At 50.8% G+C, this 20,005-nt stretch carries 21 protein-coding genes, 1 pseudogene and 1 other annotated feature; of the genes and pseudogenes, 13 read left to right on the top strand and 9 right to left on the bottom strand.

Annotated features, from left to right (window positions below; translation table 11 throughout):
- From FYJ62_RS08240 to FYJ62_RS08230, 4 genes are all read right to left on the bottom strand, one after another.
- Positions 1 to 1,098: a BMP family lipoprotein gene (locus FYJ62_RS08240; protein WP_326832022.1), complete on the bottom strand. Its 1,098-nt coding sequence runs from the start codon at positions 1,096 to 1,098 to the stop codon at positions 1 to 3.
- A gap of 245 nt (positions 1,099 to 1,343) precedes the next feature.
- The gene (locus FYJ62_RS08235) at positions 1,344 to 2,009 is read right to left on the bottom strand and encodes a hypothetical protein (RefSeq protein WP_154549214.1); all 666 of its coding nucleotides are present in this window, start codon (positions 2,007 to 2,009) and stop codon (positions 1,344 to 1,346) included.
- 17 nt (positions 2,010 to 2,026) lie between these two features.
- The gene (locus FYJ62_RS10665; RefSeq protein WP_195837420.1) at positions 2,027 to 2,197 is read right to left on the bottom strand and encodes a hypothetical protein; all 171 of its coding nucleotides are present in this window, start codon (positions 2,195 to 2,197) and stop codon (positions 2,027 to 2,029) included.
- A 142-nt stretch (positions 2,198 to 2,339) separates the two neighbouring features.
- Positions 2,340 to 3,380 carry a serine/threonine protein kinase gene (locus tag FYJ62_RS08230; protein WP_154549213.1) on the bottom strand — a complete coding sequence of 347 codons (1,041 nt, stop codon included), beginning with the start codon at positions 3,378 to 3,380 and terminating at the stop codon, positions 2,340 to 2,342.
- 45 nt (positions 3,381 to 3,425) lie between these two features.
- On the opposite strand from FYJ62_RS08230, the gene FYJ62_RS08225 reads away from it, so the two are divergent.
- From FYJ62_RS08225 to FYJ62_RS10655, 8 genes are all read left to right on the top strand, one after another.
- Entirely contained in the window at positions 3,426 to 3,836 is a 411-nt protein-coding gene (locus FYJ62_RS08225) for a hypothetical protein (protein ID WP_154549212.1), read from the top strand.
- Positions 3,837 to 3,883: 47 nt separating this feature from the next.
- The gene (locus FYJ62_RS08220; RefSeq protein WP_154549211.1) at positions 3,884 to 5,122 is read left to right on the top strand and encodes a sensor histidine kinase; all 1,239 of its coding nucleotides are present in this window, start codon (positions 3,884 to 3,886) and stop codon (positions 5,120 to 5,122) included.
- Positions 5,123 to 5,134: 12 nt separating this feature from the next.
- Complete coding sequence (locus tag FYJ62_RS08215) at positions 5,135 to 5,887, top strand: LytR/AlgR family response regulator transcription factor (RefSeq protein WP_154549210.1); 753 nt, start codon at positions 5,135 to 5,137, stop codon at positions 5,885 to 5,887.
- 115 nt (positions 5,888 to 6,002) lie between these two features.
- Entirely contained in the window at positions 6,003 to 6,437 is a 435-nt protein-coding gene (locus FYJ62_RS08210) for a hypothetical protein (protein WP_154549209.1), read from the top strand.
- 127 nt (positions 6,438 to 6,564) lie between these two features.
- A complete protein-coding gene (locus FYJ62_RS10840; protein WP_229771877.1) occupies positions 6,565 to 6,828 on the top strand; it encodes a hypothetical protein in 264 nt (87 codons plus the stop codon).
- 35 nt (positions 6,829 to 6,863) lie between these two features.
- Positions 6,864 to 7,778 (top strand): hypothetical protein, encoded by a 915-nt coding sequence (locus FYJ62_RS08205; RefSeq protein WP_229771876.1) that lies wholly within the window; start codon positions 6,864 to 6,866, stop codon positions 7,776 to 7,778.
- A gap of 172 nt (positions 7,779 to 7,950) precedes the next feature.
- Positions 7,951 to 8,541: a hypothetical protein gene (locus FYJ62_RS10660; protein WP_195837419.1), complete on the top strand. Its 591-nt coding sequence runs from the start codon at positions 7,951 to 7,953 to the stop codon at positions 8,539 to 8,541.
- A gap of 20 nt (positions 8,542 to 8,561) precedes the next feature.
- Positions 8,562 to 8,858, top strand: a complete 297-nt coding sequence (locus tag FYJ62_RS10655; protein ID WP_195837418.1) for a hypothetical protein — start codon at positions 8,562 to 8,564, stop codon at positions 8,856 to 8,858.
- 7 nt (positions 8,859 to 8,865) lie between these two features.
- Here FYJ62_RS10655 and FYJ62_RS08195 read toward each other — a convergent pair whose 3' ends face one another.
- The gene (locus FYJ62_RS08195) at positions 8,866 to 9,960 is read right to left on the bottom strand and encodes a BMP family lipoprotein (protein WP_326832023.1); all 1,095 of its coding nucleotides are present in this window, start codon (positions 9,958 to 9,960) and stop codon (positions 8,866 to 8,868) included.
- Positions 9,961 to 10,225: 265 nt separating this feature from the next.
- On the bottom strand, positions 10,226 to 11,326 hold the full coding sequence (locus FYJ62_RS08190) for a YdcF family protein (protein ID WP_154549207.1): 1,101 nt from the start codon (positions 11,324 to 11,326) through the stop codon (positions 10,226 to 10,228).
- Positions 11,327 to 11,395: 69 nt separating this feature from the next.
- Here FYJ62_RS08190 and FYJ62_RS08185 point away from each other — a divergent pair, with 69 nt between their 5' ends.
- Positions 11,396 to 12,064 carry a CPBP family intramembrane glutamic endopeptidase gene (locus tag FYJ62_RS08185; protein WP_154549206.1) on the top strand — a complete coding sequence of 223 codons (669 nt, stop codon included), beginning with the start codon at positions 11,396 to 11,398 and terminating at the stop codon, positions 12,062 to 12,064.
- Between the two features lie 130 nt (positions 12,065 to 12,194).
- Here the strand turns inward: FYJ62_RS08185 and FYJ62_RS08180 are convergent, their stop codons facing one another.
- The 3 genes from FYJ62_RS08180 to cbpB all read right to left on the bottom strand — a co-directional run bounded on the left by FYJ62_RS08180 (position 12,195) and on the right by cbpB (position 16,202).
- Positions 12,195 to 13,352, bottom strand: a complete 1,158-nt coding sequence (locus tag FYJ62_RS08180) for a cation:proton antiporter (RefSeq protein ID WP_154549205.1) — start codon at positions 13,350 to 13,352, stop codon at positions 12,195 to 12,197.
- Between the two features lie 114 nt (positions 13,353 to 13,466).
- Positions 13,467 to 13,517 (bottom strand) — a sequence feature (sodium ion sensor (DUF1646 type); this cis-regulatory element may regulate processes involved in with the transportation of sodium ions).
- A gap of 77 nt (positions 13,518 to 13,594) precedes the next feature.
- On the bottom strand, positions 13,595 to 15,415 hold the full coding sequence (locus FYJ62_RS08175) for a heavy metal translocating P-type ATPase (protein WP_154549204.1): 1,821 nt from the start codon (positions 15,413 to 15,415) through the stop codon (positions 13,595 to 13,597).
- Between the two features lie 265 nt (positions 15,416 to 15,680).
- Positions 15,681 to 16,202: a cyclic-di-AMP-binding protein CbpB gene (gene cbpB / locus FYJ62_RS08170; protein ID WP_154549203.1), complete on the bottom strand. Its 522-nt coding sequence runs from the start codon at positions 16,200 to 16,202 to the stop codon at positions 15,681 to 15,683.
- A 625-nt stretch (positions 16,203 to 16,827) separates the two neighbouring features.
- On the opposite strand from cbpB, the gene FYJ62_RS08165 reads away from it, so the two are divergent.
- The 4 genes and pseudogenes from FYJ62_RS08165 to dltA all read left to right on the top strand — a co-directional run.
- Positions 16,828 to 18,006, top strand: a complete 1,179-nt coding sequence (locus tag FYJ62_RS08165; RefSeq protein ID WP_154549221.1) for a YncE family protein — start codon at positions 16,828 to 16,830, stop codon at positions 18,004 to 18,006.
- Between the two features lie 36 nt (positions 18,007 to 18,042).
- Positions 18,043 to 18,339 (top strand): hypothetical protein, encoded by a 297-nt coding sequence (locus tag FYJ62_RS08160; protein WP_154549202.1) that lies wholly within the window; start codon positions 18,043 to 18,045, stop codon positions 18,337 to 18,339.
- A gap of 198 nt (positions 18,340 to 18,537) precedes the next feature.
- Entirely contained in the window at positions 18,538 to 18,702 is a 165-nt protein-coding gene (locus tag FYJ62_RS08155) for a teichoic acid D-Ala incorporation-associated protein DltX (RefSeq protein WP_154549201.1), read from the top strand.
- A 21-nt stretch (positions 18,703 to 18,723) separates the two neighbouring features.
- A pseudogene (dltA, locus tag FYJ62_RS08150) lies at positions 18,724 to 19,878 on the top strand (D-alanine--poly(phosphoribitol) ligase subunit DltA); the annotation flags it as partial.
- Between the last annotated feature and the right edge of the window lie 127 nt (positions 19,879 to 20,005).

Here is a 20,005-nt window from a genome sequence, read left to right as displayed (position 1 = left end):
TTACTTCAAGTCGCTTACGCTGTCGGCAACCTTGATCTTGCCGGCCAGGATTTGCTTGCGGGCTGCTTGAACCTTGCTCCAAGTCTTGGAGTCGATGTTGCCCTTGGTTACGGAAACGCCGTTGCCTTCAAGAGTGTAGACAAAGTGCTTGCCGCCTGGGAACTTGCCTTGGTATGCCTTTTCAGCGATTCGTTCAACAGCAACGTCCAGACCCTTCAGGACTGAAGTCAGCACGAAGTTTTCCTTCTTGCCGTCCTTTGAAGTGTAGTTGCCCAGGTTTGATTGGTCAACGTCGACACCGATGACCCAAACCTTCTTGGAAGCCTTGCGGTTCTTGTTGATATCCTTGGCTTCAGTGAAGACCCCGTTACCAGCGTTGCCGGCCGCGTGGTAGATGATGTCAGCGCCGCTGGCGTACATTGATTGGGCAATTGACTTAGCCTTGTCGGTTGAAGTGAAGTTGCCGATGTATTGGTCGTCAATCTTGATCTTCTTGCCCAAAGCCTTGGCACCTGCTTCAACACCTTGCTTGAAGCCGGCTTCGAACAGTTCCAGAGTAGCTGACTTAGCCCCGCCAATGTAGCCAACGTGGTTAGTCTTGGTCGTGTAAGCAGCAGCGATACCTGCCAGGTAGGATGCCTGGTTGCTTTCGAAGGTAACGGAAGCAGCGTTCTTTTGGCCAGTGATGACGTCGTCGATGATTACGAAGTTCTTCTTAGGGTTCTTCTTGGCCGCGGCCTTGATGGCGCTAGTCAATTGGTAGCCAACGCCGAAGATGGTTTCAAAGCCTGAGTTGGCTGCTTCGTTGGCGTTTGGCGTAAAGTCGGCTGCAGATGAAGATTCAAAGTATTGGTAGCCGCCCTTGCCTTGCTTAAGACCATGCTTCTTGCCGAAAGCCTTGAAACCAGTCCAGGCGGCTTGGTTGAATGAGTGGTCGTCAATGGCGTTGTTGTCAGTGATCAGCGCGATGCTGTGCTTGGTAGTCTTGGTACCAGTTGACGTTGCTGACTTCTTGCCTTGGCAGGCAGTCAAAAGCACTGAAACTGAAACAGCAGCAGTAGCGATAGTAGCTAACTTATTAAATTTAGAAACAGACACGTGATGTCCTCCGTTACAACACGAATGTTTGCATGACAATCGTGCAAGATGTTTACTTTTTCTCTAAACTATTATAAATAAAAAATAGGAAAAAGCAATATTTTAAGTTAGTTTCCGAACTGCTTTTTTAGAAGCAGACTAACGAAAAAGCCAAGCCTGACTTTCTCAGGCTTGGCTTTCGCGGTTGATTGTTTTTTGGAATCCAAAGCATCAGCATCCATGTTGTTTCGCGGGATCAGGTTCTGTTAAGACAGGGTGATCGTAAAATCAAAGTCGTGATCCAAAGAGTCATCACTGAAGTCTTGTCCACTCGCGTCAAACTTCACGCGGACGCTCTTCACGTTTGAGGTATTCTCAACTGGAACCGTTACGGTTCCTTGCTTGCTTACGTTCTTGGAAATATCGCCATCCCAGTTTTCAGTGGAATCTGCTTCATGCTGCTCACCGTTGGAGTAGCTGTATGTTCCTTGAGTTGGATAGACTGAAACATCCGCCTTGGTCTTAATGACGTAATGCAGCTGAAGGAAGCCATGAATGTTGAATTTGCCGTCGTTGGCACTGCTATACTTATAGGTCTTGGCAGTCTTGTATAGAGTGACCTTGTCAACGGTGACGCTGCCGCCGGCCCAGCTGTTGTTGGTGTAGTTGGGCTTAAAGGTTTTCGCGGAAGCAATTTCGTAATTTTGGTAGTCAACGGTTAAAATCCGCTTAGCGTTGCTTTTGCCAGAGGACTTCTCTGTGGTAGAACTCTTGGCAGAATGCTTTGATGAACTGGCGACTGAGGCTTCATGGGTCTCATCATCGCCCGAAGCGCCCGCGGCGCCAATAATGTAGCCGGCGAAAAAGACTAAAATAAAGGCGATGGTTACAGCCCACCATTGTTTGTAAAAAGGCTTCTTATTGCTTTTCATGATGAGGCCTCCTGACTTTAAGACTTAGAACCGTTCAGCTTGTTGTTGACGCTTAAAAAGCCGAAGCCGGACAACAGGGCGGAAAGAGCGCCGACAATGCAGGCAATGCCAATATCGCCAAACATCATCAAGCCGATGGCAATGCCTAAAACTCCCAAAATGATCAATAAAATTCCAACTGCTTTCATTTTTCTCTCCTTATGTCATTGCAACTCGATGCTGACTGGCGGTGCATCGGAAAACTTTTTCTTTCAAACATCCGCGTCCTGCTCCCAGCATCCAGATTAAGTGTAGACTTTTAAAGAGAAGGATTGGTGGGCAGGCAGCCCACTAGAGGCCAAAAGATGAAATCGCTACCGATAAAGCCGCCAGCGCAGTTGTCAAAACCGTAGCCACGAGCAGGTAGCTGATGATGATCCCGCAGAAGCGGACAAATTTTGACTTGGATGAGTGGAAAAGGCACGTGTCCTTGATATTGCGGTAGTTGCAGGCAAACAGGACGATCATGAAAAGAATCATGAAAAAAGATAGCCTAAGCAGAAAACGGTCGACTGCTGAGTTCCCCTTGGCTTCCATATTAAAGGAACTAAACAGCATCAACAGATAGCCGCAGGTGGCCATAAGCATGCGGGCGGGCTGATGACTGCGAAAACCTGGCAGGCGCCAGCTGGAGCGGCCTAAGTCAGTGATTGCATCCTTAAACTCTTGAGCGCTTTGGTAGCGTTTCTGGCTGTTGATATGGGTAGCCTTTTCGATAATGGCCCGTTCTGGTCCTTGATAAAGGTTGACGCTGGGCAGGGAGCCGGTATAAAGGACGTTCATCAAGACCCCGACCGCGTAGAAGTCGCTGGCTGGCCCGCTCTGGCTGAAGCCAAACTGCTCCGGGGCCGCGTAGCCCAGTGACCCCAGGATATGGGTGTCGCGGTCGGCCTCTTCCTGCGTGTTCCGGGCAATATCAAAGTCAGCTAGGATCAGCTTTTGGCCATCGTAGAAAATATTTTCCGGCTTGATATCCCGGTGAATGATCAGGGGCGTCTGCTTGTGCAAGACTTCCAGGACGTCCAAGAGCTGGCAAATCAAGTCGTGGATTTCAGTGGAAGTGAGCTGGTGGTTCTCCAAGTACTGGTCGAGGCGGGGAGAAGTGATATATTCTTCAACGACGGTCAGGCGGTCGCTTTTTTCCAGGCAGACGATCTTGGGAATTGCAGTGTCCAGCTGGGCCAGCTGCTCATATAAAGGAGCGTACTCTAAAGGAAGGACCCGCTCGATGTAAGGAGTCGGGACCAGCTTCTCAACTTTGAAAATTGCCTTGTCATCCGTTATTTTAATCGGAATAGGATTTACATAGTCGCTGATTTTTCCTTGCTTCATCTTATATAAAATCTTTCTGCCATAATGGTAACAATAGGGGTAAAAATGGAAACTGATAAATTGCTTGACGCGTTAAAAACAGATCATATTTCTAATGTACTAGATCAAGTGGCTGATTACAATTTTGCCGGCTACTTGAACAAGCTGATCGCGGACAAGGGGGTTAAGAAAAGTGACCTCTTCAATGAGGCCGCGATTGAGCGCAGCTATGGCTATCAAATCTTGAAAGGGCGGCGCTTGCCGTCAAGAAACAAGGTTTTGGCCCTGGCCCTCAGCTTGAAGCTGTCACTGAAAGAGACTAACCGTCTCTTGTCTTTGAGCGACAACGGGGCGCTATATGCCAATGTGAAGCGGGATGCAGTTCTGATCTATTGCCTGGTCCGGGGGATGTCGGTGATCGATACTGACCAGCAGCTGGCCCAATATGGCTACCAGAGCTTGAACGAGGAGGAGTAAGGGGGTAAGATGGCGAAGATTAGTTGTTGGAGGAGGAAAGGGTGAAAATGGAAGAGCTGGTATTGATTGCTTTAGCCACTGCTTCAGCTTTGTTTGAGCTGACAAGTTTGGCTAGATTAATGCATGTAAGTTGGAGAAAAGAAGACCTGCTGACAACCGCGGGCTTGGGTGTCTTAACTTTTGAATTCATTTTCGCGAAAGAAGCAGACCAGCAGGTCGCACTATACTTGGCAAACATTGTTTTGCTGCTGTCGGCTTTTTACTTTTATCACCGGCAGAACTGGCAAGTGCTTCTGTTTTATGGCTTGAGCGTGGCTTTGGCAAATCTGTTGCTTTTACAAGCGTTTCTCAAAATTGGCAGGAGCAGTCTGCTCCTGGTCTTGCTCACCTATGCTGTTCTGGCGCTAGCGGCAGAAGGCTGGCGGCGGCTGAATGAAAAAAGGCACAAGCAGCCGGATTATCTGCTGAAAATATATCTGTTTTCCAGCCTTTTAGCTTGGGATTTTAGCTTGTGGCTTTTTGGCTGGTCAGAGGCCAGCCTTTTGATCTTGCTGCTTTTGCAGGGTTGCTTGACCCTGTTGGTTTTATTGGCCAACCAGCGGGACTATGAACGGCAGCTGGCTGACCAGGAAAGAGAGAATTTGCGCAGCTATCTGCAGAGCGTCAGAAATAGCGAGGAAGAATTGCGGCGCTTTAAGCATGACTATCAAAACATGCTGCGCAGCTTGGAGCTTTCTTTAAAGAATGACCAGGCTTCAGCGGCTTTGACCAGCTTGAAAAAGTACTCTGATGACATTTTGGAAAAAGAAGAGTTGTGGCAGTTCAAGGACGTTGACCGGATTGCTGACCTGCAGCTGCAGAGCTTGGTGATCGCCAAGCTGCAGAAACTCCGCCGCTTGCAGATTCGTTATATTTTCGAAGCCCGGCAGATGATTGAAATCCCAGCAGGGATTGATGTATATGATTTGATCAGAATCATTGGGATTGCTTTTGACAATGCCATTGAGGAAAGCCAGGCCTATCAAGCGAGTGGTCAGAGCCCTATTGTTGAGATTTTGTTTTATCGCGATCAGGGAAATTCCTTTGAATTTACCATAAAAAATAAGCTGCGAGACCAGCAAAAAGCTGATCTGCCGGCTTTTGACCAAAAGAATTTTACCAGCAAGCAAGGGCATGCCGGTTTGGGTTTAAGCAATGTACAAGAACTGCAGAAGAAATACGCGAATTTGTTTGTTGAGTATCGACTTGAAGGAGACAAGTTCATTTTTGGACTGACTGTCGCATAATTAGGGGGAAAGATGACTGAAATTTTGGTATGCGATGATGACCTGCTTCAGGCTCAGGCTTTGGCAAAGGTGGTTAAATTGGCGGGAGAATTTTTAGCGGAGGATTACGGACAAAGCGTTTCTGTTTCAGCAATGGGATCCCCGCGAGAAGCTTTGGCTTACGCGGCTGACCGGCAGGTTCAGCGGGGAATCTACTTCTTGGATATTGAATTTGCCAAGTCAGAAATGGATGGCTTAGATCTGGCGGAAAAGCTCTTGCATTCTGATCCCCAGGGCCAGATCATTTTTGTAACCACGCATTCGGAGCTGGCCTTGCAGACTTTTCAGCGAAGAATCGGTACGCTGGACTATATCGTTAAAAATGCTGATTTGGACAGTCTGCAAGAGCGAGTTGTGGCGACTTTGCGCCTGGCACTGGAAAGATCGACGCAGCTGAATTTGGTCAAAAAGCAGACTTTTACCTATAAAGTCGGCCGGCAGCTTAGAAATATCAACACTGATGATGTCTACTACGTCGCGACGACGCCATTTCCACATAAGCTGCAGCTGGTCGCGAAAAATCTGCGGGCGGAGTTTGTCGGCAATCTTAAGCAGCTTGATCAGGAATGCGGTTTTTTGCTGAAAATCTCCCAATCTTGCCTAGTTAATCCGAAAAATATTGCTGAGATAGACTTGCGCGCCAGGACTATCACTTTAGTTGACGGGGAGAGGCTGAAATACGCGCGCAGCTGCAGCCGTCAGCTGCGACAGCTGAAGCAGAATTGACCGCTTATGACGGATAAATGACTGGATTTGAATTTCTTGCCCCTCTTTTTTGCGCTGAAACTATAATTCTGATTAGGCCGAAAGGATAGTTCGGATGTAAAGGTGGAGGAAGAAAATGAATAGCTTGTTTTTGGTAAATTTGCTGATCGGCTGCGGGATGCTGCTGAGTGGCTTTAAGCAATTGCCGGTGACTTTTAGCTGGCGAAAATTAGCAGTGGTTTTTCTGGCAAGCGGGAGTCTGCTCTTGGTTGAAGGGATGCTGGCCAGGGAAGAGTTTGAAACGGCGCTGGTGCTTTTGGTGATCGCGGCTCTCTATCTGCTGCTGGGGATGGCCGGCTTGGTCATGATGTTTGTCAAAAAGGACCGGCAAGCTTTCACCAGCGAAGACTGGCGCGATTTTGCAGCCGTCTTGATCATCAGTGCCTTGCTGGCCTTCTACTTCTTGCGGGATGCTGCTTTCAGCTTGTCCAGCATGCTGCTGCCGGAAGCGATGTTTCTCGCTGGCTTGCTCCTGGTCACTTGGTCTGTTAAAGCCGGGAGAAAAGCTTAATAGATGAAAAAGTGCTGAGCTTCTGTTCAGTACTTTTTATATCCAATTTATAGAAAAAATACCATTTAAGTGAAAAAGGAGTATACTTTCAGTAAAGAATGAAAAGTGAAAACAAGGTGAGTGAACAATGAAAAAAGAAATTCCGACCCTGCCCTTTAATTCCTCGCAAGGAATGATCATGTTGGCCGCCAGCATCTATAGCGTGGCCCTGTCCTTCATAGTCCAGGAGTACGTCTCCAGCCCCGCGGTCAACAGTTTGGTCAACAACATCAGCGTTGCCGTGAGTGTGGCCTTTGCCTTGGCTATCGGCAGCTTCGTTGACCAGCATGGTGCCTGGCGGATTCTCTTTTTTACCACCTTGCTTTCTGGAATAGCCTGCTTCCGCCACTGATTTTTGACCTGGACAAGGCGGCCTTCATCGGCGTCTTGATTGTTGTCGACATTGTTATTTCTGTTATCAGTGAGTTCGACAACGCCTCCAGAACTGTCTATATCGTCCGCAAGGAGAACAGGGAGGCCATCCCCTTGGTGCAGCAGGGGATCAGCTCGCTGAACTCTATCGCTTCAATTGTCGGTTATCTGCTGGTTTTCGTGACCCTCAGCTTTGTGGCTTTGCCCAACTATCTCTACCTCTGTGCTGTCCTTTATCTTCTGGCCCTCTTAATCTGGCTGCGGGTATCGGCTGATCAGGTTGTTGCTGATGCTAAGCCCAGCTTCAGCTTTTCCATCCTGGTCCGCGACATCCGTGAATCAGTCAGCATCGTCTTTAAAAAAGGCATCGCCCTGATTTTTGCTGCTGAAGTCCTGTTTACCTGCCGGAACCAACTGGTCATGAGCCTGGTAATTTTAAAAATCGGCCGCTATGATCCCAAATTCAAGTCAATCCTGGTGATTGGCCTGGGCATCATCTTGGCCGTGGCTGTTGGTGCTGGCCTCAACCGGGCTGTGGTCAGCCTGCCTGCTGGTCTCAAAAAGCTCTCTGTCCTTGCCTTGATCGTCCTTTCTGCCGGGGCAACCTACCTAAGCGGCGGGGCAGGCCGCCAACTTTCTCCCTTTATTTTCGGCCTCCTGCTTGGCAGCATTTTTGGTACCGGCATCCCCGTCTACACCTACCTGGAAACCAGCCGGATCATGAAAACTCCCGCTGCCTATCAGGGACGGAGCACGGCCCTGCTACGCTTCGTGGGCATCTTTTTGACCTTGATCATGGCTATGGTTCTGGGCTTCTTTGAAGGCCGGGTAAAGAGCAGCGTGGCCCTCTACTTCTCAGCTGGCGCCATTATCCTCCTCGTGATCTTCTGCCTGGTCTTGCTCCAGTCTGGCCGCGAAAAAAACGCCTGATACGCAAAAAATCTCTGAGCTCCTGCTCAATGTCATTAAGTTAAGGCATTAGCTTTGAACGGGGAATGCTTTAGGACACTCATCTAAGTTTGATGAGTGTTTTTCTGCTTAATTTTTGAAACCGTTTTACGCTATCTTTGGTTAGAGATTTTATCAAAGGTGGCGTATTTTTATGACTAAGAAGCATCAAGTCCTAAGACAGCTTGATTCTGTTACAGACATGGCTGCCAAATGCATCAATTACTTTGTTTATCATCCAAGCAAAGACTTCACGCGTAAAAGAAAACTGGATGCTAAGACATTCATTAAGACCACTCTTGCCATGCAAGGAAACTGCTTGAACAAGGAGCTAGCTGACGCATTTCCTAAGCCCTCTAAGCGAATGACCGCGTCGGCTTACGAACAGCAGAAATCAAAGGTTAACCCTAGATTATTTAAGGCAATTCTTATGTCAACCGGTCTGATTTTTGTCGAAATCTGCCCCCAAAGTATATCAACCGGATTGGATTTGGCCGAAAAAAGCCCCCAAAGTATGTCAACCGGTCTGATTTTTGTCGAAAAAAGCCCCCGAAGTATGTCAACCGGTCTGGATTTTGTCGAAAAAAGCCCCCAAAGTATGTCAACCGGATTGGAATTGGCCGAAAAAAGCCCCCAAAGTATGTCAACCGGATTGATTTTTGCCGAAAAAAGCCCCCAAAGTATGTCAACTGAGCTGGATTTTGTCGAGAATTGCCCCCAAAGTGTGTCAACCGAGACTGGTTGAGTCAACTTGGGGGCAAATTTTTGGAAAAAGTGGCCCGGTTGAGTCAACTTGGGGGCGAAAAAACGGAAAATCGGCTCCGGTTGAGTCAAACCGGGGGCGAAAAAACGGAAAATCGGCTCCGGTTGAGTCAAACTGGGGGCGAAAAAACGGAAAAAGTGGCTCGGTTGAGTCAAACTGGGGGCGAAAAAACGGAAAAAGTGGCTCGGTTGAGTCAAACTGGGGGCGAAAAAACGGAAAAATGGCTCCGGTTGAGTCAAACTGGGGGCGAAAAAACAAACGGAAAAGGAGGTACGCGCATCCGCGTACCTCCTTTTTAATACCTAACTACTTGCTTGGGTGGCTTGGTACTGAAATCTTGCCGGCCAGAATCTGGCTGCGGGCAGTTTGTGCCTGCTTCCAAACTGAAGCCTGGACGTAGCCCCGGGTCAAGTAGACCCCGTTGTGCTTCAAGCCGTAAACCAGCTGCTTGCCGCCTGGGAACTTGCCCTTGGCTGCCTTAGTGGCAATGTCCTTAACCGCTACGTTGACCCCAGTCATAACGCTGGTCAGGCAGAGGTTTGACTTCTTGCCGTCCTTGGACTTGTACTTGCCCAGATTTGATTGGTCAGAGTCGACCCCGATGACCCAGACCTTCTTGCTGGAGCTGGCGGCCAGTCCTTCGTTGATTGACTTGGCTTCACTGAACAAGCCTTGGCCAGCTGAACCGGAAGCGTGGAAGATCACGTCCGCCTTCTTGGCAAACATGGCCTTGGCAATTGACTTTTCCTTGTCAGCGGCCGTAAATGAACCAACGTATTGGTTCAAAATCGTGATCTTCTTGCCCATCTTCTTGGCCGTGTCCTGCACGCCCTTGGCAAAACCGGCATCAAACAAGTCAACGATGTCCCCGTGAACCCCGCCGATAAAGCCGACCACGTTGGTCTTGGTGGTCCGGGCGGCAACTACCCCAGCCATGTAGGAGGCATCTTGGGACTTGAAGTTGGCGGAAGCCACGTTCTTTTGGCCCTTGATCACGTCGTCGATGATGACGAAGTTCTTGTCGGTATGCTTCTTGGCTGCCGAAGCAATCGCGCCCTTAAGTGAGTAGCCGACCCCGAAGATGGTCTTGTAGCCAGCCGCGACCGCTTGGTTGATGTTGGGCGTGAAGTCAGAAGCTGAGCTGGATTCAAAGTACTGGTAGCCGTTGGTTCCGCGCTTGAGGCCTTGGGACTTGCCGTAAGCGACCATCCCTTCCCAGCCGGACTCGTTGAATGAGTGGTCGTCAACCCCGGCGATGTCGGTGATCAAGGCCACGCTGGCGGAACTCTTCTTGTTGGAGCTGCCCCCGTTTTGCTTGGCCCCGGAGCAGGCCGTCAAAGCCAGGCCGGCCACGATAATGCTGCTGCTTGCTAAAAGTTGCTTGAATTTATTGCTCAAAATAGAATCCCCCTTAAATTTGTCACGTACAAGATCGTATCAATATTTAGTGGCTCTGTCAAAATGTTCCACAAGATCAAGTGGCTGTCAGATCAAGCTCGCGGGCTTATTGCTAAAAAACTATAGCAAGGACCAACTCATGGGGGAGTAAGCCGGAGGTCAGGCCAGGCAAAATTTTTGAATTTTTTTGCCAAAGAAAAAAGTTACACAAGATATAGTAGTCTTGCATAACTTTTTACAGGATATCTAGTCAAGCCCGCGGGCACGATCAGATCACGCCCACGGCGCTGCAGATGGCCAGGACGATGTAGACCGCGATGATCAAGGCCATCACCGTGAAGTGCCGGGTCCGGTATTTGACGAAGATGCCCGCGAATTCGCGCAGGATGGCATTGGGCAGGTAGTAGGGGCGGGTGTAGGAGCCGACCCCATTGGCCTCTAAGCCGGCCTCCTTGGCATAGATGGCGGCCCGGAAGAGGTGGTAGTTGCTGGTGAAAAAGGTGGCGTTGAAGTCATCGCTGCCAAAGTCCTCAATCGCGATCAGGCGGGAGAACTCCATGTTCTGCTCCGTGTTTCTAGACTGGTCTTCCAGCAGGATCAGGCTGGGGTCGAGGCCCCTTTTTTCAGCGTACTTGGCCATCGCGGCCGCTTCAGAAGTCGTTTCATTGGGGCCTTGGCCGCCGGACATGATGATCTTGGGCATCTTGCGTCCTTTTTCTACTTGGTGGACGGCAAACTGGATGGCCCGGTTGATTCTGGCCGCCAGGAGGTTGGAGACCTTGTCCCCGTTGATCAGCCCAGCCCCCAGCACGATCAGGTAGTCGGCCTTATAATGGCGCGGTACGATCTGGTAGAGCAGGAGGTTGATCAAGAAGTTGTACATGATGGCTGCCAGGTAGACCGCCAGGCTGGGCACGATGTCCAGCAGCAGCTGCACCCAAGCCGGGGTGGACCGGTTGATGTGGGTGAGGAAGATGAAAATCCAGACGGCCAGCATGCCAATGGCCAGGATCAGGGTCAAAAGGTTGGGCAGGGTGTGGCTTTCGTGCTTCAAGACCACGTAGGAGTTCCACAGGAGGAGAACCCAGGAGAAGAAGACGATGGCCGCCACCGCCCCGACCAGGGCGACGCCCACGGCCAGGTAGGCCTTGCGGAAGCTGGGCAGGTTGGTCGCGTAGACCAGAAAGGTGAACCAGGCCGCCAAGGCCGCGATGAAGAAGGTGAAAAAGACCCCGTTGATCAGCTTGCGCGGCTCAGTGAGCCAGGAAAAGAGAAAAGTGATCAAAGCCAGGGCCACCAGGACGGTAAAGTAGCTGAAAGTGCGGTTTTGACTGAAGAAAAACAGCAAATTATTTAAGGTTGCAGGCATGATAGTTCATCCTTTATTCATAGTAAATCGGCTAAACTTTATTATAATGGAAGAAAGTTAATTTTTGACATGAAGGTGACAATTGTGAAAAAAATCGGCCACTATTTGTTCTATTTGATTGAACTGGCAGTCGTGATCGAGCTTTACAGCACGCTGCAGAATTTCTATTTTTATCCCAGCGTCTTCAACTTTGGCCACGCGGAGGCCTTCGTCCTGGCTTTCTTTACCGTCCTGGTTTTCTGGTTCGCGTCCTTTCTTTACAAGAGCCAGCTGGCGGATAAGAACGAGTGGGGCTTTAACCAGCCGCCATATTTCAGCTGGTGGAAGTTAGGGGTCAGCGCCTTGGGCTTCTTGATCATGATGGCCCTGTACACGCTGATCATGTCCGTGATCGGCGGCGGGACCTCGGCCAACCAGCAGGACCTGGACACGCTCCAGCAGGCGGCGGGGCCGACTTACAACGTGATGGTGGTCTTCGTGGGACCAGTCTGCGAGGAACTGATCTTCCGCGGCTTTGCCATCAACATTTTCTTCAACAACAAGTCCCGCTGGGTTAAGTGGATTGCGATCGTTGCTTCCGGCTTCGCCTTTGGCTACGTTCATGACCCGACTTTCTCGCCCTTCCTGCTCGTCTACTGGATGATGGGCTGCGTCTTGGGCTGGGTCTACATGACTACCCGCGACCTCCGCTACTCCATGCTGACGCACATTATGTGGAATACATTGAGCGTTATTTAAAAAAGAGCCTGAGAAAAACGCGGCAGTGCAATACCTTAACTTAATGACATTGGAAAATGAGATACATAAAAAGGCTTCCAGAAGTTTTTCACTTCTAGAAGCCTTTTTTATTCGTTAGAGTCTTTTTTCCTTAAGCGGCTTGGCTCTTTTTGATGAAGTGGTTCAGCATGATCGGGGAGATCACCGTGGTCAGGATGATGACCAAAATCAGGCTGGAGTAGATGTCCTTCGGGAAGAGCTGGTGGGCAATCCCGATCTGGGCGACGATCAAGGCCACTTCACCCCGGGAAACCATCCCGGCGCCGACGATGTTCCCGTCCATCCGGGACAGGCCGAAGACTTCAGAGGAGTACTTGCCGGCCCAGAACTTGGACAAAACGCCCAGGACCGTCATTACGACGATGAAAACGAAGTCCTTGCCGATGCTGGCAAAAGTCATGGACAGGCCAATGTTGACGAAGAAGGCCGGAATGAAGACTGAATAGCCGATGGCGGAAACGGAGGAGTTGACCTCTTTTTCCTGCTTGGTCTGCCGGATGGCCAGCCCGCCGAAGAAGGCGCCCACCACGGCGCTCAGGCCGACGAATTCCGCGATGTAGGCCAGGCCCAGGGCCAGAACCAGGGAGGCAATCACGACTGAGTAGTTGACGTTGATTTTTTCCGCCAGCTTCATGAAGGTTGGGGCAATGTACTTGTAGACGACCCAGACAAAGACGAAGAAGAGGGCTTCAAAGAGCAGGTTCAAGTAGAAGTTGCTGGTCAAGCCGGACTTGCCGCCCTCGTGGCTGAAGGTCGTGAACAGGCTCAGGGTGATCACGGCCAGGATGTCGTCAACCACGGCGGCCCCCAGGATGGTCGTGCCGGCCTTGGTCTGCAGCTGGTTGGTGTCGCGGAGGACCTCAACGGAGATCGATACGCTGGTAGCCGCGAAGACGATCCCGATGAACAGGGCTTCCAGGAACTTCATCTTGAAGACCAGGCAGGCCCCGCCGATGAAGATGATCGGGAGGAGGACCCCAACGGCCGCGACCGTGAAGCTGATCTTAAAGTACTTTTTGAGCAGGTCCAGGTCGCTTTCCATCCCTGCCAGGAACATCAGCAGGATGACCCCGATGTCGGAAAAAAGCGTCATGGTCTCGTTGACGTGAATCCAGCCCAGCACGGCTGGGCCCAGGACGATCCCGGACAAGAGCTGGCCGATGACCGGTGGCCAGTTGAAGCGGGCAAAGACCTGCCCTAGCAAGGTCGTCATCAGCAAGACAAGAATAAGTTGACCAATAAATTCCATAATTCCCTCCATTTCGTTTGCGGGTTGGGAGTTCTTTCATTAAGTTTCAGTGCTAATTTCATTGTAGAAAAGGCCAGCGGAAAATTAAAGGCAAAATAAAAAACTTCCAAGAAGGCTTCTTGACCCAAAGAAGCAGATTCTTGAAAGTTTTCGTAAACTCCAACCACTGATAAAAGTATTGATAATTTTGGTAATAAATACTTTATCAAGAAAGAGAATTTTTTGCAAATCAGCTGACTTGGCTAAGCGGCAAGTCCCGTTTGCTTAGGGTTCTTAGGCTCAGTCTTGGCCAAAAGGGCCAGGCAGATCGTCACCATGTCGACGGCTTCCTGCAAGACGGCGCCCCAGAAGGCTGGGATCAAGCCGGTGAAGGCCACCAGCTCCAGCAGGATGACCACGACGATGGCCGTGATTACGTCGATTTCCGCCACCTTCATGGTGTGCTTGGAAATGGCCACGGCGTCGTTGATCTTGCTGATGTCGTCAGTCATAATGACTACGTCGGCGCTTTCGCTGGCGGCAGTAGCCCCCTTGGCGCCCATGGCGATCCCGACGTCAGCGGCGGTCAGGCTAGGCGCGTCGTTGATCCCGTCCCCAGTCATGACGACTGGACGGTTGTCTTCACTGACGCCCTTGATGGCCTCGATTTTTTCAGCTGGCAGCAGGCCGGCCCGGACGTCATCGACCCCGGCGGCTTCAGCAATCGCGTTGGCGACATCCTGGTTGTCCCCCGTCAGCATCATGATGTGCTTGGCACCTTGCCGGCGCAGGCGGGCCAGGGTAGCTGGCGTTTCTGGCCGCAGCTGGTCCTTAAAGGTGATGTGGCCGGCGTACTTGCCGTCAACTGAGACGTAGACGGCAGTCGTTGGCGCCTTCTTGACGCCGGAATCAGGGGCAACGTAGGCCAGCTTGCCGACCTTGACCAGCTTGCCATTGACGGTCCCGCTGACCCCGTTGCCAGTTGATTCCTGCAGGTCGTTGACTGGCTTGATCCAGTCTTTTGGCGTCCCCTTGACCAGTGAGCTGGCAATGATGTGGCCTGATTGGGTTTCTAGGCTGGCCGCGTCTGACTGGATTTCTTCCTTAGTGAAGCCAGCTTCTGGAATGACTTCCTGGATGACCAGCTGGTTCTGGGTCAAAGTCCCGGTCTTGTCAAAGGCAAAAGTCTTGGCCCGGCCCAATTGTTCCAGGGTAGGCCCGGACTTGACGATGACGTGGTGTTTGGACATGGAGCTCATTCCGGCGACCATGGCGACTGGCGCCGCGATCAAAAGCGGGCAAGGCGAAGCAACGACCATGACTTCGGCAAAGCGGGTAAAGCTGCCGGAAGTTATCCAGGCAGCGATCCCGATGATCAGCGAAATAATGGTGAATGGCACCGCGTAGCGGTCCGCCATCTTAACGAACTTGGCCGGCTGGGCTTCTGAAGACTTAACCAGGGCAACGATCGACTGGTATTCTGAGTCCTTGGCCAGCTTCTTGACTTCCATCGTGACGGCCGTGGCCCCGTTCAAAGAGCCTGACATCAGGTCATCGCCGACCGACTTGTCGACTGGGACTGATTCCCCAGTCAGCGATGATTGGTCGAATTGCGATGAGCCATCGATGATCTTCCCGTCGACAGGAACTTGCTGACCCGGCTTGATTAAGACTTGATCGCCGATCTGCAGGTCATCGACCTTGACTTCAACGATCTTGCCGTCAACCAGCTTATTGGCAACGCGTGGGTTTTTGTCCAAAAGAGCGCGCAGCTCCTTGTTGGCTTGTCCGGTCGCGTAGTCTTCCAGGGTTTCGCCACCGGTTGACATGACCAGGATCATCCATTCGGCCCACTTGTCGCGCGTAATCATCATCGATACGACCGCGATCAGGGCCAGAATGTCAATCCCCATGTGGCCTTCCTTGACGTCATTGATCATTTCCATGGCCAGGCATACGGCAATGTAGACCCCGGCAATATCGATCAAGACCTCAGTGACAAGATCAATGTGGAAGACGAAGTCGGCCAAAAGGCCAATGACCCCGATAGCGAGAACGACAATGAATTTCCATTGACGTTTCATGTTACCTAATCCTCCTAGATATCAATAAATAGCTCTATATCCCATGAAAAAATTTCTATATTCTACACAAGTCAATTTTACCATATTCCAGGCAAAAAGAAATGAAATGAAAGCGGACTGAAAAAGGCGACACGACGGGCTTTTTGTCCGATGAAAAGAACATGAAAAAAACGCCGCGAAATCAAAAAAACACTCATCTGATTAGATGGGTGTTGTAAGTCGTTCCTGTAATAATGACAATGCAGAAACGGTTCTGTTTCATCTCTTATTGAACTTGGTTGGACTCATCAGGAACGTCAGCCTGGTTGAGGTTGACGATGCGGGATTTCTCGATTGCCACGTACTCCTCGTCGAAGTTGTGGACGACGTAGTTGAAGGCCTTGAGCCATTCGCGGCGGGTGATTATCCCCTGGAAGATGCCTTCGTCATCCACGATTGGGATAAAGTTGGCGTCGACCAGGAGGTGCAGCTGGTCCTCCAGACTCTTCTGGGTGACGTTGAGGGCCAAGTAGTCCTTCTGCATCACGTCTTTGACCTGCAAGTGATTCAAGACGTCAGTGTCGATCTTGTGGTCCCCGAGCATCTTGTCCGTGATCATGGCCAGGCTCAGGAGGCCGACCAGCTTTCCGTGGTCTAAGACCGGGACCTTGGCGTATTTGACCTTGGTCAGGATCAAGAAGGCATGGAAGAGCGGGTTGTCGGCCGAGACGCAGGCGATCTTGCTGGCAGGGATCATGAAAGAGCCCGACTTGCTTTCGATGAGTCTCTGTATGGCTGGTGAAAACATGTTGATTTTTGATTTATCCTTCTGTGAAATTTTCGCGATCCAAATTAAGTATAAAGCAAATGGAAAAAATAAAAAGGCCTGCACTTATTGCAGACCTAATTGGTTTTCATCTACTTTGGAGGAGTAAGAATGAATGAAATAAAAAAGTGGGAGTATTTCGTAACGAGTTCTCTTGCTCGTTACATGATATATACTACCCGAGAATTCTCAATAAAAGGTTTGGAATTTCTTAATAAAGCTTAAAGAAAGCGTTGAAGATTTGTAAAGACGCCAAAGGCCGGTTCACGTGAAACTCGCCCAGGCAACAAAAAAGCTCACGCAACGCACGTGAGCCGAAAGGGATAGATATGAATCGACTATGGAGTCAGTCGATATTTTTCATTTACTTTGGAGGAGTATGAATGAAAAACAAAAAGTTGAGTGTAGTAACAAGCTCTCGCTTGTTACATTATCAATACTATACCAAAATTGTGAACAAAGTGTGATGTTTTGCAAAAAAAATCGCAAAAACTTTTGTTTTTCCGCTTTTTCTCTTAAGATAGAGGTATTAATCTGTCCAGAAGGGGTGAAAATCGTGGGACGCAAGGAAAAAAAGCCGACTGACCGGGCTAAGCAAGCCGCCAAGCTGCAGACGCGGAAGAAGCAGCAGCTGCATAGAAAACTGCTGCACGTTTTTTTCAGCCTGCTGCTGCTGGCGGCCTTTGTCTTCGTTGGCTATAAGTGGGCTTATCCCTACTATCAGAAATGGGAGCAGCACCAGGAAATGCTCAGATCCCGGCCCAAGGTGCAACTGGCTGGGGACGGGACCAGTACCAGTGCCGCCTGGCACAACCTGGATGCCTACCATGAGGGGCTCAAGCAGCACTATGGCTTCGTCTACCGGGCCGCGTACGAGACGCCCGCCCAAACGACGGTTGGGGTTGACTACGTCATTCCCGGCTTAGCTGAGACGCCAGCCTACGACTACGTGAAAAAGCGGGTGACGGCGGCTGACGCCATGACCCCCCAGGGGATCGCGATCGCCTACAACTACATGCTGATCACGGCTTACGATGCCAATCATACCCACGCGTCCGTGATCTACGTCCTGGACAAGAATACCGGTAAGTACCTGAAAACCATCCACCTGCCGGGGCGGCCGCACGTGGGCGGGATCGCCTATGATCCCAAAGGGATGCAGATCTGGATTACCGGGAGCAAGGACGATCAGTCGGCCTTGATGTCTTTTTCCCTGGCCAAGCTGATCGAATACGTCACGACCAACAAAAGCGCCGGCGAAGCCATCAAGTACGACGTCGACATTCCGATCACCTCGATCGTTAAGGCCTCCACGCTGGCCTATTATGACGACCAGCTCTTCGTGGGCTACTTCAATGAAGATGGCCACGGCAAGGTGGCCAGCTACAAGATTGCCCGCAGCGGGAAGTACAAGAACACGATCACGACCAGTGAGATCACCAGCGTGAACGACTCCGTGGCTTGGTCTGACCCAGACGGGTCCACGTCCATGAACAAGCAGATCCAGGGTCTGGCCATTTACGGAAACAAGATCTTCCTGAGCCAGTCCTATGGGTCAAAGGACTCCCGCCTCTATATTTTCCCGGTCACGGCCATCAAGAACCTGGATGAAAAAAATGCCGAGCAGGTCGTAACCATGCCGCCATATCTGGAACAGATCATTGCCTACAACGGCCAGCTGATCTGTCTCTTTGAATCAGGCTCGGCTGAGTACGCGACGCCCCGGATCACGGTGATGGACCGGACCCTGTCCGTCAACATCAATGCCCTTTTGGACAACAATTAAGAAAAAAACACAAGTACAGCAAAGGAACAAGCATATATGGATATCCAAAGAAAAATCCTCATCGACGTCCGCCTGGCAGGCTGGTCCTGCCTTTTGCCGGCTAGCGTGATGCTGGTCTACTACCAGTGGACCAGGGACGTCTTCTTTTTGATCATGATTGGCCTTATTGCCATCTACGCCGCCTTCGTCCTGGCGACGGCCACCAGCGAGAAGTGGCATAGGCCCAATTACGTCTTGCAAATGGCCTGGGTTGCCCTCTTCTTTATCGGAGTGGTGCCCGCGATTCCGCTCTTTTTTGCCTACCACGGCGAGCGCAAGGCTGGCTGGAAATAGGAAATAGCTGGCAAATGTATATAAAAAGTTTAAGATTATCATTAGCACGCCAAAACATGTAAACAAAGGCGGCCTTTAGGTTTAAAATAACGTAAGTTGGATAGTTGAAATAGTTATTGAAAAAGATTGAAATTAATCAATGCTTTTTCCTGCTCCTGGGGATAGCAGGGGCGGCAGTAGTATGAAGGAACGTGAAAGATGAAAGGTAACGAGAAGCAGGGTGCCGTCACGGCATCACGTGGAAAAATCTTCAGGGGATTCATCTTGAAGACCCTGTTTTACTTCCTGGTCATAATGGGCCTGATCTATCTCTACGAATACTGCGGGATCGGCGCGGCTGGGTTTATCTATAACGAGTTTTAAGGAAAGTTGAGTTTATATCAGATGGAGAAGAAAAATATTATCAAGGCAATCGACCAGATTGCCGTTCAAGAGCCGGACCGCTTGGCCTATGACTACTTGGGCAAAACGAACACTTACGGCGAGTTGAAGCAGCGCTCTGACGCCTGGGCCGAGCTTTTGCTTGAAAAAGTGCCAGCCAAGGCACCGGTCATGATCTGGGGCGGGCAGACTTTTGACATGCTGGCCTGCTTCCTGGGCTGCGTCAAGAGCGGGCACTGCTACGTGCCAATTGCCAACTACTCCAACGCGGAAAGAATCGCCTTGGTGCGCGAGGTTTCAGGCTCACCGGCCATTATCGCCATTGACGAGCTGCCGGAGGCCGACCTGACTGGCCTGACGGTCATCAAGCCGGAGGAAGTTCCTGCCAGTCCCAAGGGGCAGCTGGATGACAGCCAGTTCGTTTCCGGGGATGAAAACTTCTACATTATTTGTACTTCCGGGACCACGGGCAAGCCAAAGGGGGTCCAGATCAGTCACGACAACCTGGTCAGCTTCGTCAAGTGGGAACTGGCGGACTTTAACCTGCCAGACCACCCGCGCTTTTTGGCCCAGGCCCCTTACTCATTCGACCTGTCGGTCATGAGCATCTACCCGGCCCTGCTCAGCGGCGGGGAGCTGGTCGTTTTGCCGCATGAAGTTACGGAAAACTTCGGGGCCCTGTTCAAGGCCCTGCCGGAAACCCAAATCGATGTTTGGGTCTCAACGCCTTCCTTCGCGCAGATGTGCTTCCTGGACCGGACTTTTGACGCGGCCCACCACCCGGGCCTGAGCCACTTCCTCTTCTGCGGGGAAGAGTTGCCGCACAAGGAAGTCGAAATGCTCAAGCAGCGCTTCCCGGACAGCCATGTCTTCAACACTTACGGCCCAACGGAAACGACCGTGGCCGTGACCCAGATTGAAATTACGGATGAAGTCCTGGCCAAATATGACCGCCTGCCAATCGGCCGGGTCAAGGAAGACACCCGGATCACGATCGACAAGTCCAAGGGCGACGATGGCAAGAGCGGGGAAATGATCATTTCCGGCCCGTCAGTCTCCAAGGCCTACATCAACAATCCGGAAAAGACCGAGGAAGCCTTCTTCAAGAATGAAGCGGGAGTCCAAAGCTACCGGACCGGGGATGTCGGCTACTTTGACGTAAGCGCCCAATAGCGCGGTATCTATCGACCTCTGTTCAATAGTCATATACTGTTCTTAACAATTGAATACGGAGGAACACGATATTATGACTGAACATCCAATCGTACCGCTCGAGCTGCCAAAG

The organism is Lactobacillus porci (genome assembly GCF_009695985.1).
In the GTDB taxonomy this organism is placed as follows: domain Bacteria; phylum Bacillota; class Bacilli; order Lactobacillales; family Lactobacillaceae; genus Lactobacillus; species Lactobacillus absianus.
The sequence above is the reverse complement of the archived record's forward strand: the minus strand, read 5'-3'. Positions and strand labels throughout refer to the sequence as shown.